14 protein-coding genes, 2 tRNA genes and 1 rRNA gene are annotated in these 17,275 nt (G+C 61.1%); 11 read left to right on the forward strand and 6 right to left on the reverse strand.

The window, feature by feature from the left end:
• Positions 1-3 precede the first annotated feature (3 nt).
• Positions 4-468, forward strand: coding sequence for an NfeD family protein (locus HJO_RS00910; RefSeq protein ID WP_162173740.1), 465 nt, complete (start codon positions 4-6; stop codon positions 466-468).
• A gap of 3 nt (positions 469-471) precedes the next feature.
• Here the strand turns inward: HJO_RS00910 and HJO_RS00915 are convergent, their stop codons facing one another.
• The 3 genes from HJO_RS00915 to HJO_RS00925 form a co-directional block, all read right to left on the reverse strand.
• Positions 472-1,983 carry a S10 family peptidase gene (locus tag HJO_RS00915; protein WP_035612584.1) on the reverse strand — a complete coding sequence of 504 codons (1,512 nt, stop codon included), beginning with the start codon at positions 1,981-1,983 and terminating at the stop codon, positions 472-474.
• Positions 1,984-2,116: 133 nt separating this feature from the next.
• A complete protein-coding gene (locus HJO_RS00920; RefSeq protein WP_051617928.1) occupies positions 2,117-2,953 on the reverse strand; it encodes an alpha/beta fold hydrolase in 837 nt (278 codons plus the stop codon).
• A gap of 98 nt (positions 2,954-3,051) precedes the next feature.
• Positions 3,052-3,738, reverse strand: coding sequence for a winged helix-turn-helix transcriptional regulator (locus HJO_RS00925; protein WP_035612586.1), 687 nt, complete (start codon positions 3,736-3,738; stop codon positions 3,052-3,054).
• 150 nt (positions 3,739-3,888) lie between these two features.
• On the opposite strand from HJO_RS00925, the gene HJO_RS00930 reads away from it, so the two are divergent.
• Both HJO_RS00930 and HJO_RS00935 read left to right on the forward strand, forming a co-directional pair.
• On the forward strand, positions 3,889-4,464 hold the full coding sequence (locus HJO_RS00930; protein ID WP_035612588.1) for a carboxymuconolactone decarboxylase family protein: 576 nt from the start codon (positions 3,889-3,891) through the stop codon (positions 4,462-4,464).
• 15 nt (positions 4,465-4,479) lie between these two features.
• Positions 4,480-5,541, forward strand: a complete 1,062-nt coding sequence (locus HJO_RS00935) for a class I SAM-dependent methyltransferase (protein ID WP_206741787.1) — start codon at positions 4,480-4,482, stop codon at positions 5,539-5,541.
• Between the two features lie 61 nt (positions 5,542-5,602).
• Here the strand turns inward: HJO_RS00935 and HJO_RS00940 are convergent, their stop codons facing one another.
• Positions 5,603-6,415 carry a PhoH family protein gene (locus tag HJO_RS00940; RefSeq protein ID WP_035612592.1) on the reverse strand — a complete coding sequence of 271 codons (813 nt, stop codon included), beginning with the start codon at positions 6,413-6,415 and terminating at the stop codon, positions 5,603-5,605.
• Positions 6,416-6,673: 258 nt separating this feature from the next.
• Here HJO_RS00940 and HJO_RS00945 point away from each other — a divergent pair, with 258 nt between their 5' ends.
• Entirely contained in the window at positions 6,674-7,204 is a 531-nt protein-coding gene (locus tag HJO_RS00945; RefSeq protein WP_035612593.1) for a gamma carbonic anhydrase family protein, read from the forward strand.
• Between the two features lie 6 nt (positions 7,205-7,210).
• Here HJO_RS00945 and HJO_RS00950 read toward each other — a convergent pair whose 3' ends face one another.
• The gene (locus HJO_RS00950) at positions 7,211-7,798 is read right to left on the reverse strand and encodes a PilZ domain-containing protein (RefSeq protein ID WP_035612596.1); all 588 of its coding nucleotides are present in this window, start codon (positions 7,796-7,798) and stop codon (positions 7,211-7,213) included.
• A 152-nt stretch (positions 7,799-7,950) separates the two neighbouring features.
• On the opposite strand from HJO_RS00950, the gene HJO_RS00955 reads away from it, so the two are divergent.
• On the forward strand, positions 7,951-9,582 hold the full coding sequence (locus HJO_RS00955) for a choline dehydrogenase (protein ID WP_035612599.1): 1,632 nt from the start codon (positions 7,951-7,953) through the stop codon (positions 9,580-9,582).
• A gap of 3 nt (positions 9,583-9,585) precedes the next feature.
• Here HJO_RS00955 and HJO_RS00960 read toward each other — a convergent pair whose 3' ends face one another.
• On the reverse strand, positions 9,586-10,137 hold the full coding sequence (locus HJO_RS00960) for a PAS domain-containing protein (RefSeq protein ID WP_035612602.1): 552 nt from the start codon (positions 10,135-10,137) through the stop codon (positions 9,586-9,588).
• Between the two features lie 410 nt (positions 10,138-10,547).
• Between HJO_RS00960 and HJO_RS00965 the strand changes: the two genes are divergently transcribed.
• From HJO_RS00965 to HJO_RS00990, 6 genes are all read left to right on the forward strand, one after another.
• The gene (locus HJO_RS00965; RefSeq protein WP_035612605.1) at positions 10,548-13,109 is read left to right on the forward strand and encodes a TonB-dependent receptor; all 2,562 of its coding nucleotides are present in this window, start codon (positions 10,548-10,550) and stop codon (positions 13,107-13,109) included.
• Between the two features lie 177 nt (positions 13,110-13,286).
• Positions 13,287-13,994 (forward strand): rhomboid family intramembrane serine protease, encoded by a 708-nt coding sequence (locus HJO_RS00970; RefSeq protein WP_035612608.1) that lies wholly within the window; start codon positions 13,287-13,289, stop codon positions 13,992-13,994.
• 89 nt (positions 13,995-14,083) lie between these two features.
• On the forward strand, positions 14,084-14,518 hold the full coding sequence (locus HJO_RS00975) for a CBS domain-containing protein (RefSeq protein ID WP_035612611.1): 435 nt from the start codon (positions 14,084-14,086) through the stop codon (positions 14,516-14,518).
• Positions 14,519-15,158: 640 nt separating this feature from the next.
• Positions 15,159-16,613 (forward strand): 16S ribosomal RNA (locus tag HJO_RS00980).
• Positions 16,614-16,841: 228 nt separating this feature from the next.
• Positions 16,842-16,918, forward strand: a tRNA-Ile gene (locus tag HJO_RS00985).
• A 50-nt stretch (positions 16,919-16,968) separates the two neighbouring features.
• Positions 16,969-17,044 (forward strand) — tRNA-Ala (locus HJO_RS00990).
• Positions 17,045-17,275 lie beyond the last annotated feature (231 nt).

Raw genomic sequence — 17,275 nt, forward strand, 5'->3', positions numbered from 1 at the left:
ATCATGGAACAGATTTTTTCCGAGCTTACCGTCTGGCACTGGCTGGCCCTGGGCCTTGTCCTGTTCGGCATCGAATTGATGACGGGAACATTCGACCTGATGATGCTGGCGATTGCCGCCTGGGTGGCTGGCGCGTTCGCCTATTTCGGACCGGATGCCTATGCAACCTGGCAGGGCCAGCTCGTGGTCTTTGGCTTGGCAGCCTTCGCGCTGGTTCTTGCCGGCCGGACACTGTTCTCCGGCCTGCGCGGCAAGGTTGATGAACACCCGACGCTGAACAGGCGCATGGCCGGCCTGGTCGGCCAGCACGGGCAGGCAACCGCCGATTTTTCCGGCGGTAGCGGCCAGATCAAGGTCGGCGACTCGGTCTGGGGCGCCGAAGCCGCAGCCGGCGAGATCATCCACGAGGGTGACCAGATCGTGGTCGAAGGCGCCCGGATGACCAAGGCGATCGTGCGCAAGGCCTGATCGCTACTGGCCAGCCCTGATGAATGCGCGGACATCGTTGGAGAGTTTGCGCCCGTCCTGTTCGGCCAGGTACATCATGTGGCCGGCGTCGTAATAGTCGAACTGGACCCGGTCGAGAACGACGCCGTTCTTGTGCAGCGCCATTTCGGCCCCGAAAAAGGGTGTTGCCAGGTCGTACCAACCGGACGCGAGCATGACGCGCAGGTCCTTGTTCTCGCGCATGCCCTTGCCGAGCCATGGCGTGACATTGACGTATTCAGGCCAGCCACTGTCATTCATGCTCCAGTTCCACTGGGAGCCCGGCTCGCCCGTCAGCACCTTGTAGGCCCGCGTGAAGTCCACTTTCAGGTCACGCGTGAGATAGTCGTTGAGCGCGGCAACATAGGCGACGTCCATGCCATAGCCTGACGGGTCGTTCTCCGGCGAGTCGGCTGTTCCTTCGCTGTCGACGCCCTTGTAGCGCCCGTCGAACCGGCCAACCGTGTAACCTTCACGGCGCAGCAGTTCCTTGCGGAAACGGGTTGGGTCGACACGCAGTTTGGCTTGCTTGATCCATTCCGCCGAGACACCGAGATAGGCGCTCATTTCGCTTGCGATTTCAGCCTCTCTTACCGCGCCAAGTGTCGAGCCGCGGATCAGGGCCGGTGCCAGTGTGTCGATCGCGTAGGTGCGGGCATCCTGGACGAAGGCATTGAAATCACCGTTCCATTTCGTCTTGTCGACCTTGCCCTGGTACCAGGCGATGGCGGCTTCCGACGGGAAGTAGGCGATGTGGGCCGTGTCGTTGCCGGGGCCGAATTCGCCGGTCTGGAAATCGAGGATCGCGGAAATCAGGATCACGCCATTCAGGCCAATGCCGTTCCAGCCGCCCTGCAGTTTCTCGGTCAGGGCCGCGGCGCGCGTCGTGCCATAGCTTTCTCCGGCGAGGTATTTCGGGCTGTTCCAGCGGCCATTCTCCGTGATCCACAGGCGAATGAACTCGGCAATGCTTTCGGCATCTTCATTCACACCATAGAACGCCTTGCCGTCGTTCTCGCCGAGGGGACGGGAATAGCCTGTTCCGACCGGATCGATGAACACCAGGTCCGTCACGTCGAGCAGCGAGTTCTGGTTGTCGCGCACATTGTAGGGCGGCGAACCGACATCGGTGGCATCCGACGGCGTCACCACCTGCTTCGGGCCAAACGCACCCATGTGCAGCCACAGCGACGCCGAGCCCGGGCCGCCATTGAACACGAAGGTCACCGGCCGGTTGCGTGGATCGGAGACCCCGTCGCGGACATAGGACACAGAGAAGATGGACGCGGTGGGCTCGTCCTTTGCGTCTCGCAGGTAGGTTTCGCCTGCGACGGCGGTGTAGCGGATGGTCTCGCCGCCAAGTTTCAGCGTGTGGTCAGTGGAGAAGGATTGCGCTTCGGGGATTTCGGGTTTGTCCTGGGCGTCAGCTTTCGCCTCGTCGGCGAATGCCGGCACCACAAAAACAGCCAGGCACAGAGCCAGAAGCAGTCCACGCATCGTTTCAACCTCGTATTCATTGCAGAAGGCAGCGACCCTAACAGCGTGTCGTTCAACGACAAGGCCCAAAAAAAGGCCCCGCACCAGGGGATGCGAGGCCAGGGTGTCAGAATTCGTGGGCGCCGGTTTGGCGTCACTCGGCGCCGCGCCCCTCGTCCAGGAAGGCGATGATGGCGCGTGGGAATTCGGGGTCGAGGACGGCGGTGAGGTGGGTGCCGGTGAGGGGGTGGTAGCGGGCGTCGGGGATGAGCGCGGCGAGGCCGGGGCCGGAGCCGTTGTCGAGGTCCTCGTCCCCGGTCAGGATGAGGGTCGGCACGTCGAACGTGGCGAGGAGGTCGGCGGGGGTGTAGGTGCGGGCCGAGAGGGCGCCGAGATAGCCTTCCAGCGTTCCGCCGGTGGCCTTGGCGCGGGCACGCATGCCTTTGGCGCCAGGCGTGTCGTCTCCGGCCATCGCTTCGAGAATGGCAGTGCGGAACGCGGTGTTGCGGTCGGTATTGAATTCGTCGGCCGCAGAGTCGCCGATGCCCCCGAGGGCCATGCGGCCGGTCTCGCGCGAGAGCAGGTGCCAGCGCAGCGCCGAGATCGCCCCCATGGAATAGCCGACCGTTGCGTAGGGGCGGTCGCCGAGATGGGCGATCAGCGCGATCTGGTCGCGGGCGACGGCGTCACCCGGCCAGTTTTCGGGCGGGGCCATGTAGGGCGAGGCACCGTGGCCGCGCAGGTCTGGTGCAACGACATGATAGCCAGCTGCAGCGATCTTCTGCGCGATACCGGGCTGGAAGAAATTCTGGTCCGCATTGGACGTGAAGCCATGCAGCAGGACGACCAACGGGCCGGTGCCTAACTCCTGATAGGAGATCGTGGTGCCGTCAAAGGAGTCGTAGGTTTGCATGGCAGGGGCTTCCTCGGCGCGGGCGACTGTGAGGGGGAGGGCGGTCAAAGCGAAGGCCAGCGCGGCAAGGCGGATCATCGTGGTCTCTCCCGGTATGCGTGTCGTTCAGGCTACCTGACGCGGGCAGGGCTGGAGCGTCAAGCGTGCGCAGGCTGAGACAGCCTCGCGGGAGCGATTCAGTTGACTGGCTGGCCTTCAGCCGGGGATGAAAACAGGGAACAGGCCAGCCAGCGGCTCACCGTTTTTGTGAGCGCCTTGTCGCCGACAATGGTCAATTCTTCTGCCTTGATCGCGTCGCGGTAAGTCCGGTGGCCGAGCCAGACATCGGTCATCGTGCGCACGGTGGAATTGAAATAGACATCGACGTCCAGGCCGGGGTTTTTCTCGCAGACTTCCACATTGGTTTCACTGGCGACGAGCCACCAGTTGCGGAACTGTTTGAGATCGCTGAACTCGAACTGGAGGATGGTCTGGGGGCCGGGCAGCATTTCGCGGACGATGCTGCGCTCGAGATAGAGCATCAGGAGTTCGACATCATAGTCTTCCTCGACAAGATTATCCTTGGCCCAGCGCATGCCCCAGTCGCCCAGCGACACGATTATGGGCAGCAATTCCTTGCAGCCGGGCGTCGGGAAGTATTCATAGCCGCGCTTGCCGGTCAGGCTGCGGCGAACGAGTAGTCCGTTGTCGGCCATGGACCTGAGGCGTTCAGTGAGGACGGCCGTGGAGATGGACCCGAGCCCGCGCTGGAATTCGCTGAACCGGGTCGCGCCCATCAGCGCTTCACGCACGATCAACAGGGTCCATCGGTCGCCGAGGACTTCGGTGGCTTTCGCGATGGGACAGAACTGGCTGTATTTCATCTTCTTCCTCCTTGAGCCGGACCATAGCTTCGATTTGGGAAGCGGGATACTTTGGAATCCGAAGTGCGTGGCTCTGGATCGTGAAGTGTTTCGCGGCGCAGCCCCGGCCTAAGCCTGTTCCATCGAAACCAGGAAACAGGAGGCCGGGCCATGACCGGATTCAAAATCGAGACACTTGCGACAGCGCCCGCCGGGTCGCGGGACATTCTTGACGCCATTGACGCGGGGCTGGGTTTTGTCCCGAACGTATACGGCGTATTTGCGAGGGCACCGAATGCCCTGAGCGCGCTGGCGGCAATCAATGCCGGCTTTGATGCCTCATCGTTCACGCCGGGCGAGCGCGAGATCATTGCGCTGACGACCAGCGTCTACAACCAGTGCCCCTATTGTGTCGCCGGGCACTCGACCTTTGCGCTGGCCCATGGCGTCGATCCGGAGACGGTCGAAGCCGTACGCGCTGGCGGGCTGAGCAAGGATACGCGCCTGCAGGTGATCGGCCAGCTGACACTCAGCATTCTCGAGAAGAAGGGCGCGCTTGGCCCGTCCGAGATCCGGTCATTCCTGAACGCCGGATTCCAGCCAGTGCATATCCTCGAACTCCTGGTCGGGATTGCCGGGAAAACGATGACCAATTTTGCCAGCAAGATTGCCCGCATTCCTCTCGATGACGCCTTCGCCGCCCAGGCGTGGGCGTCCGCCACAACCAAGACCCCAACAGCCGCCTGAAGGAAAGATAGAGAAATGAACCCCGATATGAATCAAGTCGAAGCCTTCGCAGGTCAGGTCGTGACAGACGTCGCCGCAGCGATGTCTGGCGTCATGACCAGCCTTGGAGACAAGCTTGGCCTGTACAAGGCCATGGCAGACGCTGGCCCGTTGACCTCCGGTGCGCTCGCCTCAAAGACCGGCCTGCACGAACGCTATGTCCGTGAGTGGCTGAACAACCAGGTGGCAGGCGGATATATCATCTACCAGCCACAGGACGGCACCTATGAACTGCCTGATGCCCACGCGCTGGTTCTGGCCGTGGACGGCAGCCCGGTATTCCTCGTGCCTGCGCTGGAAGTGTGCGCATCACTCTGGTTCGATCGCGACAAGATCGAGGATGCGTTCCGGTCCGGTGACGGTATCGCCTGGAAAGACCATCATGAAGGCCTGTTCTGCGGTTGCGAGGCCCTGTTCAAGCCGGGCTACGAGGCGAGCCTGGTTGCGGACTGGATCGGTGCGCTCGACGGCGTACCCGCCAGGTTGGCAGCCGGTGGCAAGATCGCGGATGTCGGGTGCGGGCACGGCGCCTCGGCGATCATCCTTGCCGATGCCTTTCCCAATTCGACCGTATACGGTTTTGATAGCCACAGGGAGTCGATCAATATCGCCCGGCAGCGTGCCAGCGACGCCGGCCTGTCCGGGAACCTCCATTTCGAAACTGCCTTGGCGAAGGGGTATGAAGAGCGCGATTTCGACCTGATCTGCTTCATGGACTGCCTGCATGACATGGGCGATCCGATCGGTGCGGCCCGGCACGCATGCAACGCCCTGAAACCGGACGGAACGCTCCTGCTGGTGGAGCCGGCAGCGGATGATGGCGTGGAGAACAATATCAACCCGGTCAGCCGGCTTTACTATGCGGCCTCAACCGGGGTGTGCACGCCCTGTTCACTTTCCCAGGAGGTGCGCGAAGGCCTTGGTGCGCAGGCGGGTCCGGGGCGCCTGGCAGACGTGCTCGGCGAGGCCGGTTTCAGCACGGTGCGTGTCGCTGCGCGGACGCCGTTCAACATTATCCTCGAAGCCCGCAAGGGGTGAGACGAACCTGACTGAAAGCCTCTGTGCCCCCTCTTCCTTCCGGGAGAGGGGGCTTTCAGGGCTAGAGGACTTCGAGCATTTCCTGAACCAGAGGGTGGCGGACGACGTCGATGCCCTGCAGGCGGATCACGGCGGCGCCGGCCAGTTTCTCGAGCCGCTCGGCGGCGTTGGCGAGGCCGGAGAATTCCGGCAACAGGTCGGTCTGGGCCGGGTCGCCGGTAATCACCATGGTCGAGTGCCAGCCGAGCCGGGTGAGCAGCATCTTGATCTGCGTATAGGTGCAGTTCTGCGCCTCATCGACGACGATGAAGGCATTGTTGAGCGTGCGCCCGCGCATGAAGCCGATGGGCGCGATCTCGATCACCCCTTCAGACAGCATGTGTTTCAGCTGGGCCGGCGAGAGCCGGTCGGACAGGGCGTCGTAGAGGGGCCGCAGGTAAGGCGCGAGCTTGTCCTCCATGGCGCCGGGCAGGAAGCCGAGTTGCTCGCCGGCTTCGACTGCGGGACGCGACAGGATGATGCGGGCGACCTTGCCCTTCTGCAGGGCCTCGACCGCCTTGCAGATGGCAAGATAGGTCTTGCCGGTGCCCGCCGGGCCGAGGGCTGCGACAAGGGCATGGGTCTCCATCGCCTTCATCAGCTGGGCCTGGTTCTCGGACCGGGGCTTGACGGTTTTCTGGTAGCGCTGGGTGCGGTCGGGCTCGTTGGAGGTGGATTTTCGCTTTCGTGAATCAGCATCGTCAGGGTGCCAGCCGCGGCCTCCCTCGATGGCGTGGAGAAGGGGCGGCTGACCGCGATCGGCTTCCTGAATCCAGGCAGTGGCTTTCACCTCTGCTGCTGTTTTCATTCGCTTCGCGGCGTTGCGTTTACCCATGGGAGGACTCCTTGGTTCCAGGCAGAAAAAAAGCCGTCAGCAGGATTGCGGACGGCTTGGCGAAAAACGGGGAAGGAAGGCTGGCCCGCCCTGTGGGCGGTGAGGCCGGTCCGGAAACACACGATTCCGGCGGCGAAGTGTGACTGGGTCGTTCTATGACCGTCTCCACGTCCTGAACTCTGTTGTTGATTAAACCCTAACAGGGTTATCAAACCCTTTATCTGATATTCCGCAGGCGAAACGAGAGGACGAATCATCATGGCAATCTACCAGATAGGAGAGGCCCGCCCCACGCTGCCGGCAAGTGGAAACTTCTGGGTCGCCGAAAATGCCCAAGTAATGGGCAATGTGGTGCTCAAGGAAAATGCATCGGTCTGGTACGGCTCGGTCCTGCGCGGTGACAATGACCCGATCACGGTCGGCGAGAACTCCAACATCCAGGATGGCAGCGTGCTGCACACGGATGTGGGGGCGCCGCTGACCATCGGCCGGGACGTGACGGTGGGGCATATGGTGATGCTGCACGGCTGTACGATCGGCGACGAGACGCTGATCGGGATCGGCTCAACCATCCTGAACGGGGCGAAGATCGGGAAGAACTGCATCATCGGTGCGCATTCGCTGATCCCCGAAGGCAAGGAGATTCCGGACAATTCGCTGGTAATGGGCGCTCCCGGGAAAGTCGTGAAGGCGCTGTCAGACCACCAGGTCCAGGTTATCAGGATGTCGGCAGTGCATTATGTCGAGAACTGGAAGAAGCACCGCGACCATGTCAGGCGCATCGACTGAGTCCCGTCAGCGGATATAGCGGATCGCGAAACTGGTCAGGGCGACGCGGATGACTTCGCCGCGGACGTTGCCGGCGATCACGATGTCGCCGATCATCGGGGCAATGCCTTCGGCTTCGAAGCTTGCGCCGCTGAGGGAGATATCGAGAACGCGGCACTTCAGTTCCCGGCCGTCTTTGAGAATCAGGATGGCCGGGCCAGTTGCGGATGAACGGGGCGCGGCGCGCTCTTCATCGAGACCGAGCTGGTCCTTGTTGAGCAACCAGGTGAGGCGGTCGGCCAGCTTGTCACGCTTGTGTTCGGCGGTTCGGAACTGGACCGCGAAGCCGGTCGGCATCGGGCGAATGACGTTTGCGGCGACGCGGCCGAGATCGTCGAAATAGCAGACCACCGGTGCACCGGCCGGCGGGCGCATGTCCGATGCGATGAGCGCCCCGGAGCAGGAAATATTGATCGTTACAAAGTCGTGGTCGTCGCTGGTAGCGTCGAGGAAGCGCCCGGCCAGCTGAAGGGGCACGCGCTTGAACAGGCGGCGATCCTTGTTGAGTCTCAATAGCGGGCCATTATTGGCTGCGGTCCTTAGGGCAATTGTCATCCGCTGCTCCCGGCAACCTTGCAAACAAGGCCCGTCGATCCCCTGATCGCTTTACTTAACCAATTTTCGTTCACAAAGTGTTTCGAAACCCAGTCCAGCTTGCCAGGCATGCGCACGCTGTGATGTCCGATTTTGCTTGGAGAACCTGTTTTATGGAAACCTATGACTATGTGATCGTTGGGGCAGGCAGTGCCGGCTGCACACTGGCAAACCGTCTGTCTGCCGACCCCGCGATCAAGGTCTGCCTGATCGAAGCGGGCAAGAAGGACAATTCGCTGATGGTGCGGATGCCGGCTGGTGTTGGCAATCTGATCAAGCAGGCCAATGACTACAATTGGGGGTTCCATACCGCAGCCCAGAAGCACATGAATGGGCGCAAGCTCTACTGGCCGCGCGGGAAAGGCTGGGGAGGATCGTCTTCGATCAATGGCATGATCTACATTCGCGGCCATGCCGGCGACTATGACCAGTGGGGCCAGATGGGCCTGCGGGGCTGGAGCTATGCCGATGTATTGCCCTACTTCAAGCGCTCCGAGGCGTATGAAGGCGGCGAAACGGATTTTCATGGCGGCGGCGGACCGCTCAACGTATCGGAAAGCCCGCTGTCAGCGCCGATCTATCGCGCCTTCCTGCAGGCCGGCGAGCAGGCCGGCTACAAGCTGACCGACGATTTCAACGGCGCGTCGCAGGAGGGCTTTGGCCGGTACCAGCGGACGATCCACAAGGGCGAGCGCTGGAGTGCATCCTATGCCTACCTGCGGCCCATTGTCGGCGTGCGGCCCAATCTGACGGTGATTTCAACCGGCCTCGTCACGCGGGTGTTGATCGAGAATGGCCGCGCGACGGGTGTCGAAGTAGTCGAGGGCATCGGCAGCCTGACGCAGGTGATCAAGGCTGACGTCGAAGTGGTGGTGTGCGCCGGCGCCGTCCAGTCGCCGCAGATCCTGATGCTGTCGGGTATCGGCAATCCGGAACACCTTGACCGGTTCAGCATCCCGGCAAAGGTCAAGTCGATGGGGGTCGGGCAGAACCTGCAGGATCACCTGGACGTCACCGTGATCCATGAAATGACCCAGCCGGTGTCGGCCTATTCGGCCCAGAAGGGCCTCAAGAAGGTCGGCGTGGGCCTGCGTTATCTCTACAATCAGACCGGCGCGGGGGCGGACAACCACCTCCAGGTCGGCGCTTTCCTGAATTCGCGCGAAGGCCTCGCGATGCCGGACATCCAGGTCCACCTCGTCAATGCCATCATGATGGATCACGGCAATCACGATGCCCAGAAGGATGGCTTTACCGTGCATGCCTGTCAGTTACGCCCGGAAAGCCGGGGCACGATCTGCCTGGCGTCCAGCGACCCGTTCGACGCGCCGTCCATAGACCCGAACTACCTGGCGACGGAGGAAGACCGGCGGGCGATGCGCGAGGCGGTCAAGATGATGCGTGACGTGTGTTCGCAATCGGCCCTGGACGCCCTGCGCGGGACCGAGATATTGCCCGGCGTCAGCGTCGAGACCGATGAAGACATTGATGCCTTCGTGCGGCGCACGGGTGAAACGATCTATCACCCTGTCGGGACGGTCGCGATGGGGGCCGACGACGACAGCCCGGTCGACGACCAGCTGAAAGTGCGCGGTGTCGACGGGCTGCGTGTGGTCGATGCGTCAGTGATCCCGACCCTGATCGGCGGCAATACCAACGCGCCGACGATCATGATCGCCGAGAAGGCGGCCGACATGATGCTGGGAAAACCGGCGCTTGCCCGCCAGGAGGCGGTACCGGCCTAGGGGTCAGGCGTTGCTGGCAACCAGGCGCAGATTCGGTCCCTCGACACGCGTGTCGGGCGGAACGAGCATGGAAACGCGGTGGCGCCAGATCGGGCGTCCGGCCAGCAGCGCTTCGCCACCCAGCGTCTGGTAGAGGCCGAGCAGGCGCGGCGCCGTGGCCGGCATGCCGGCATGGACGAGCGGCATCAGCGTGATTTCGATCTCGACCCGCTGGCCCGTCAGTGTCTCGCCGCGACCGCGGATGACACCGGGAGCCCCGTCGAATCGGACAGCTTCCATGAAATGGGCCATCATGGCGCGGTCCGGCCCGCTCCAGAAATTCAGGAAGTTGTGATGCGTCAGGTCGCGGCCGAGCAGGCCTGAAAGGCCCTCGCCGGCGGTGCGGAAGGTCCACGCACTGTCGGGCATGCGCTGGACCACGAACAATTGCTTGATCAGGTCCGGATGGTCTGCGACGCGGGGGTCGTCGACCGTATTGCCGGACGGGCTTGCACTCATGCGGCGCCAGGCGTCGATCAGGACCTTAGTGTTTGGGTGTATGGACCGGTCGATCATGACTGGCTGTCTCCGTGGTGATGCGTTTGCCCCTGATGGGCATTCCGGAGGTATCTTTCGCAATATCCATTCCAGTCCGCGCGGATCATGCGTGAGGGGAAATCTCCGTGGCAAGCACCGCCAAATTCCCCTGTCAGGGAGCGCAGACCCTCCAAAAGCGCCGCTCCGGGACACGCACTCCAGTCTTGCGTGTCAGGGCGACACAGTGACGACGGAAGCTCCGCATTGCATTCCGCCGCCCTCTATCTAACCCGTGTCCGGCGAGTCACGCCCATTAATCTTTTTTTGGGTTTGTGAAGTGCAGGTCTTGCGAAGTGGGGCAACGCAGGTAGTCCTGCCCATACCGTTAGCCGTCGCTTCCGAGCGATTTCCTCCACCTAGACTACACATACATTTAGGGAGAATACCGAGTGTCCAAGACACATTCGCGTGCATCCGCACGCACGAATCTTAAAGCTGCCCTGACGTTCGGGGTCGGCCTTGCCGCTTTTGCGTCTTCCATGCCGGCCACGGCGCAGGACACGGGTGACGAACAGACCCGCACCCTCCAGACCGTCACCATCACAGCGACCAAGCGCGAGCAGACCCTGCAGGACGTGCCGGTCGCCGTGTCGGTGGTAGATGCCAGCGTGATCGCAAAGGCACAGATCGTTGACCTCAACGACCTGCAGACCCTTGTGCCGTCGCTCGGCGTCGACCAGCTGCAGTCATCGGCAAACACCAATTTCACCATTCGCGGCTTCGGTAACGGCGCCAACAATGCCGGGATCGAGCCTTCGGTCGGCATCTTCATTGACGGCGTCTACCGTTCGCGTTCCGCGTCGCAGATTTCGGACTTGCCGAACATCGAGCGTGTCGAAGTGCTGCGCGGGCCGCAGTCGACCCTTTTCGGCAAGAACGCCTCGGCCGGCGTCATCTCGGTGGTCACCAAGAAGCCGTCGTTCGAACTTGGCGGAAATGTCGAAGGCACGATCGCCAATTTCGATACGTATCGCGCAAAAGGCTACCTGACCGGACCGATCACCGACACGCTCGCGTTCAGCCTGGGCGGCAGCTACAATACGCGTGAAGGCTATGTCGAGGATATCGGCGCCGGCCCGGATGCCAATGAACGCAACCGCTACGGTCTGCGCGGCGAATTGCTGTTCGAACCGAGCGAGAACATGTCGTTCCGCCTGATTGGCGACTATGACACGATCGACGAGATCTGCTGCGCGGCAGCGAACATCGTGAACGGCCCGACCGGCGCGGTGGTCAACCTGCTCGGCGGCCAGCTCGTTCCGGAAGACCCGTTCTCCTACAAGGTCGCCTACAATTTCGGATCGACCAACGAAATCGACAATGGTGGCGTATCACTCCAGGGCGACTTCGACCTCGGTGCGATGACGCTGACTTCGATCACGGCCTATCGCGAATCGAACCTCGACCAGAATGCCGATTCCGACTTCACTAGCGCGGACCTGCTCGGCAAGAACGCCAATACAACGGATATCGAGACGTTCACGCAGGAAATTCGCCTGACGTCGAACGGCACCGGCATGATCGACTGGATGGTTGGCGGCTTCTATTTCGACGAAACCGTCGCGATCGAGAACGACTTCCAGTACGGCACGGATTTCCGCGGCTATGCAGACTTCCTGTCCGGCGGGGCCCTCGACCTTGTCGAAGGCGCGCTCGGCCTTCCGGTCGGCCTGACCTTCGGCCAAGCAGGGCAGGGCATGCAGGAAGAATTCGGCCAGGACAACACGGCCTGGTCGCTTTTCGGCACGGTTGACTGGCACCTGACAGACCGGTTCACGGCCACGCTGGGCCTGAACTACACCGAGGACGAAAAGGACGCTCACGGCAACATCCTCGTCACGGACGTGTTCTCGGGTGTTGATCTCGTCGCGGTCGGATTCGCCCAGGCCCTTGGCGGCTTTGGCGTTGACGCCACCGACCCGGCGCAGGTCGGAGCCTTTGCGGCCAACAATCCTGCTGCATTCGCTGCCATCCAGGCAGGGGCACAGGATCCGGCACAGAACGCGCTGCTCGGCCTCCAGCCACTGCAGTTCCTGCCGCCGTTCCTCAACTTCCCGAACGCGGTCGAGGATGGTCACTCCAACGATGACGACCTGACATACACGTTCAGGCTGGCCTATGACGCATCGGACTTCGTGAACCTCTACGCGTCTTACGGAACGGGCTTCAAGGCGACGTCCTGGAACCTGTCGCGCGACAGCCGGCCGTTCGCGTCGGACTTCATCCCGGGGTCACCGGTGACGAGCCCGGGATCCTCCCCGATCCGGGATGCCGGAATCGCGGTGCCGAATCTGACGACCGGTACACGTTATGCCGGTCCTGAAGAGGCCAAGGTCTTCGAAGTCGGCGCCAAGGTTGCGACCGATTCGTTTGCCTTCAACGTCGCTTTCTTCGACCAGATCATCGAAGGCTTCCAGTCGAACGTGTTCACTGGCACCGGCTTCGCGCTGGCCAATGCCGGCAAGCAGTCGACCCGCGGCCTTGAGGTGGATGCATCGTGGAATGTGTCGGACAACCTGCTGCTGACCTTCGCAGGGACGTTCCAGGATCCGGTCTATGACAGCTTCCCGGACTCGGCGAGCGGAGACCTGTCCGGCAAGACACCGGCTGATATCCCGGAAACGGCGACCGTCACGTCGGCGACCTATACGTTCGACTACAAGACCCTTGAAGCGTTCGTGCGGACCGACTGGCAGTACCAGAGCCCGACGGTCTACTTCGATGATCCGCTGAACCAGGCCCTCATCGGCAACGAGAAGGAAATCAGCACGTGGAACGCTTCGGCGGGCTTCACGACCGAGAACGGTCTCGGGGTTTCCATCTGGGGACGGAACATTTTTGACGACCAGTACATCACGGTCGCGTTCCCCGCGGTTGCCCAGGCCGGGTCGCTTACCGGCTATCCGAACCAGCCAGCCACCTACGGCGTGACAGTGCGCAAGTCGTTCTAGGCATTTCGCCATCCATTGAAGAAAGCCCCGTCGCTTGCGGCGGGGCTTTTTCTTTGCCTATCGGACCCGCCAGGGACGGTGGCGTGTCCACGGTTCACCGATGGTGCGGCGCGGGCCTGCCAATACCGGACAGTGTGTCTATATAGAAGGCAGAGTGAATTGCGTTACGGAGGCCCCATGGCCCGACACCCCGGCCGCCCGCCGATCATCAATGCGCCCCCCTGGGTAACCGGGCTGGCGCTGGCGTTGCTGGTTGCGCATGGCGCGCGGGTGCTGATGAGTACCGACATACAGGACATCATCCTGTGGAACACCGCACTGTTTCCTGAGCGGTTCTGGGGCTGGTGGGGTGCGTCGCTGCCGCCCGGCGCACCCTATCCCTATCCGAATGCCCTCCTGGCGCTCGCAACGCTGTTCACGACGGCATTCGTCCACAGTGGCTGGGCACATGTCGGCGTGAATGCGGCGATGCTGGTGGGCGTTGGAAAGCCCGTGCATGACATGCTCGACCAGCCGGCACCGGGCGAGCGACGGCGTGGTGGGGCATTGTTCCTGCTGGTCTTCATGTTCAGCGTGGCGGGCGGCTCGGTCGCCCATCTCATCGCGCACTTCCCGGACGGGATGCCGGCCATCGGTGCGTCCGGCGGCGTGTCGGGCCTGATCGCAGCAGTCCTGCTCGGACAGGGCGGCCCGCAGGCCCGGCTGCTGTCGCGCCCCTTCCTGACAGCCAGCGCGGTGTTTGCGGTCGCAAACATCGTTCTCGCCCTGATTGGTCCGGCCATGCTGGGGGGCGGAATCGCCTGGCAGGCCCACATGGGCGGGTATTTTGCCGGCGCATTGATCTTCCGATTGCTGATGTGGCGGCGCGTGCGCGCGCAAGCCTGAGCCCGAACTTCATCGATTCGGCGGCGCTGATGTGCTAGGATCGAAGGATATATGAGCCGGGACTGCCGGCCGAGGCTTGGAGGATGCTAATGACCATTGACCAGATCCTGAACGACAAGGGACAGGAAGTGATATCCGTCGGCGCGGAGAATACGCTGAACGAAGCCGCAAAGGTGCTGGATGTCCGGCGGATCGGCGCGGTGGTTGCCCTCGACGACGGCGGCGCGATCATCGGCGTGCTCTCGGAGCGCGACATCGTGCGCCAGGTGGCGCGCCTCGGTCACAACGCGCTGGAAATGAAAGTGGGCGATGCCATGACCCGCGATGTGGTCACCGTCACGTCAACCATGCGGATCGACCACGCCATGCAGCTGATGACCGACAGGCGGATTCGCCACTTGCCGGTCCTGCGCAATGACCGGATGATCGGATTCGTCTCGATCGGTGACCTCGTGAAGTGGAAGATTGCCGAGACCGAGGCCGAAGCCGAGGCCATGAAATCGTATCTTTCGGCCCAATACTGAGACTATTTCAGTGAATCTTGCGAATATCTGCTGAAACCCTGCTTTGGGGGGTTGCGGCCTGCGCGAAGGGGGGGTATCCCCCGGCCTCCGCACCAAAGACCTCACGGTTTCTGGAGCGGGCCCCGCAGACGGGCTGCTAATTAGGCGAAATAGTTCTTGATATTTCCCCCGAACAGCGGCTATATATGCGGTTCTTCGAAATGCCTGAATTTGCAGGCCGTCACAACGGTCGACAAATTTCTTTGCGCCAAAAACCTGCGGTTCCGATGGTTAAACATCTAGACTGCAGAAAGCGGAAAAAAGGGTGTTGACGGGGTAAGAAGCGGCCCATATAAGCCGCCTCTTCCGGACGAGGGCAGCGCCCTTCGATGGTCTACCGGAACTACGGTTCCAGCTGTTTGACATTGTAAGAGATTAGGAAGAGAAACGCAGGCGGCGTGAAGGCTTGCGGACACGGGCTTCGGCCACGGTCCAAACGATCACGACGGATGCGTTTCTTGAGAAAATTCTTTTTCCATCGATCAGGTTTCGGCCTGGTCTTTGTGACTAAGGGTTTCTCGTCAAAGAACGCAATTACTTGATGCTTATATAGCAACAGTTGCCGTCCTTATTCCAAAGGACGGATCGTCAGATCAACACTCAACTTGAGAGTTTGATTCTGGCTCAGAACGAACGCTGGCGGCAGGCTTAACACATGCAAGTCGAACGATATAGTGGCAGACGGGTGAGTAACGCGTGGAAACGTACCTTTCACTACGGAATAGCACTTGGAAACGAGTGGTAATACCGTATACGCCCTCCGGGGGAAAGATTTATCGGTGAAAGATCGGTCCGCGTTAGATTAGCTAGTTGGTAGGGTAATGGCCTACCAAGGCGACGATCTATAGCTGGTCTGAGAGGATGATCAGCCACACTGGGACTGAGACACGGCCCAGACTCCTACGGGAGGCAGCAGTGGGGAATCTTGCACAATGGGCGAAAGCCTGATGCAGCCATGCCGCGTGAATGATGAAGGCCTTAGGGTTGTAAAATTCTTTCGCTAGGGATGATAATGACAGTACCTAGTAAAGAAGCCCCGGCTAACTTCGTGCCAGCAGCCGCGGTAATACGAAGGGGGCTAGCGTTGTTCGGAATTACTGGGCGTAAAGCGCACGTAGGCGGACTATTAAGTCAGATGTGAAATCCCAGGGCTCAACCCTGGAACTGCATTTGAAACTGGTAGTCTAGAGACCAGGAGAGGTTAGCGGAATACCGAGTGTAGAGGTGAAATTCGTAGATATTCGGTGGAACACCAGTGGCGAAGGCGGCTAACTGGACTGGTACTGACGCTGAGGTGCGAAAGTGTGGGGAGCAAACAGGATTAGATACCCTGGTAGTCCACACCGTAAACGATGAGAGCTAGTTGTTGGCAGGCATGCCTGTCAGTGACGCAGCTAACGCATTAAGCTCTCCGCCTGGGGAGTACGGCCGCAAGGTTAAAACTCAAAGAAATTGACGGGGGCCCGCACAAGCGGTGGAGCATGTGGTTTAATTCGAAGCAACGCGCAGAACCTTACCTACCCTTGACATACCGATCGCGGTTTCCAGAGATGGATTCCTTCAGTTAGGCTGGATCGGATACAGGTGCTGCATGGCTGTCGTCAGCTCGTGTCGTGAGATGTTGGGTTAAGTCCCGCAACGAGCGCAACCCTCATCCTTAGTTGCCATCACGTTTGGGTGGGCACTCTAAGGAAACTGCCGGTGGCAAGCCGGAGGAAGGTGGGGATGACGTCAAGTCCTCATGGCCCTTACGGGTAGGGCTACACACGTGCTACAATGGCAGTGACAATGGGATAATCCCCAAAAACTGTCTCAGTTCGGATTGTCGTCTGCAACTCGACGGCATGAAGGTGGAATCGCTAGTAATCGTGGATCAGCATGCCACGGTGAATACGTTCCCGGGCCTTGTACACACCGCCCGTCACATCATGGGAATTGGTTCTACCCGAAGATCGTGTGCTAACTTCGGAGGCAGCGAGCCACGGTAGGATCAGTGACTGGGATGAAGTCGTAACAAGGTAGCCGTAGGGGAACCTGCGGCTGGATCACCTCCTTTCTAAGGATGCTTTGGATTGTCTGGTTCGCCAGGCTCTGGAGCTCTAAAGAACATATCGCCCCCTTGAGGGGCAAAACTATAGCGGTCATCGCGCCGTCTTCGTTTCTCTTCCTTCGTTCGTACTTCGGGCCAGCCTCGCGCCGGCCTGAACATTAAGCGAGCCCTGCGGGCGCTTGTTATCGCCTGTCTTCGACTTTGACTGTGTGGCTCTACCGAGTTGCTGGTCACGGGCCGGTAGCTCAGGTGGTTAGAGCGCACGCCTGATAAGCGTGAGGTCGGAAGTTCAACTCTTCCTCGGCCCACCATCGAAGCCTGTTCCGGCAGGGTAGGGAGCGCGCTTGCGGATGCCCGGTTTGGGGCCTTAGCTCAGCTGGGAGAGCGCCTGATTTGCATTCAGGAGGTCAGCGGTTCGATCCCGCTAGGCTCCACCATCCGCTATTCGACACGAACGAAAGAAGTTTACCGTTTTCCGGACCCGTTGGGTTCCGGGATATTTGTCATTGTAAGGGAAAGATTGATCCGGCCGGCCGCCACCCCTCGTGGGCGCGCGTCACCAGCCTCAGCCGAATAACCGGCCGCGCAGCAATGTGCGGTATTGGTAAAGGGTCAGTCTGCAAGAAACCAACATGTCTGATCGAGACCTATGTTGCATGTGGCAGCGC

The organism is Hyphomonas johnsonii MHS-2, assembly GCF_000685275.1.
GTDB lineage: Bacteria > Pseudomonadota > Alphaproteobacteria > Caulobacterales > Hyphomonadaceae > Hyphomonas > Hyphomonas johnsonii.

Bases quoted from the DNA above. Each gene is read 5' to 3' on its own strand.
- HJO_RS00910 (WP_162173740.1), top strand. From the start codon at position 4: ATGGAACAGATTTTTTCCGAGCTTACCGTCTGGCACTGGCTGGCCCTG.
- HJO_RS00915 (WP_035612584.1), bottom strand. From the start codon at position 1,983: ATGCGTGGACTGCTTCTGGCTCTGTGCCTGGCTGTTTTTGTGGTGCCG.
- HJO_RS00920 (WP_051617928.1), bottom strand. From the start codon at position 2,953: ATGATCCGCCTTGCCGCGCTGGCCTTCGCTTTGACCGCCCTCCCCCTC.
- HJO_RS00925 (WP_035612586.1), bottom strand. From the start codon at position 3,738: ATGAAATACAGCCAGTTCTGTCCCATCGCGAAAGCCACCGAAGTCCTC.
- HJO_RS00930 (WP_035612588.1), top strand. From the start codon at position 3,889: ATGACCGGATTCAAAATCGAGACACTTGCGACAGCGCCCGCCGGGTCG.
- HJO_RS00935 (WP_206741787.1), top strand. From the start codon at position 4,480: ATGAACCCCGATATGAATCAAGTCGAAGCCTTCGCAGGTCAGGTCGTG.
- HJO_RS00940 (WP_035612592.1), bottom strand. From the start codon at position 6,415: ATGGGTAAACGCAACGCCGCGAAGCGAATGAAAACAGCAGCAGAGGTG.
- HJO_RS00945 (WP_035612593.1), top strand. From the start codon at position 6,674: ATGGCAATCTACCAGATAGGAGAGGCCCGCCCCACGCTGCCGGCAAGT.
- HJO_RS00950 (WP_035612596.1), bottom strand. From the start codon at position 7,798: ATGACAATTGCCCTAAGGACCGCAGCCAATAATGGCCCGCTATTGAGA.
- HJO_RS00955 (WP_035612599.1), top strand. From the start codon at position 7,951: ATGGAAACCTATGACTATGTGATCGTTGGGGCAGGCAGTGCCGGCTGC.
- HJO_RS00960 (WP_035612602.1), bottom strand. From the start codon at position 10,137: ATGATCGACCGGTCCATACACCCAAACACTAAGGTCCTGATCGACGCC.
- HJO_RS00970 (WP_035612608.1), top strand. From the start codon at position 13,287: ATGGCCCGACACCCCGGCCGCCCGCCGATCATCAATGCGCCCCCCTGG.
- HJO_RS00975 (WP_035612611.1), top strand. From the start codon at position 14,084: ATGACCATTGACCAGATCCTGAACGACAAGGGACAGGAAGTGATATCC.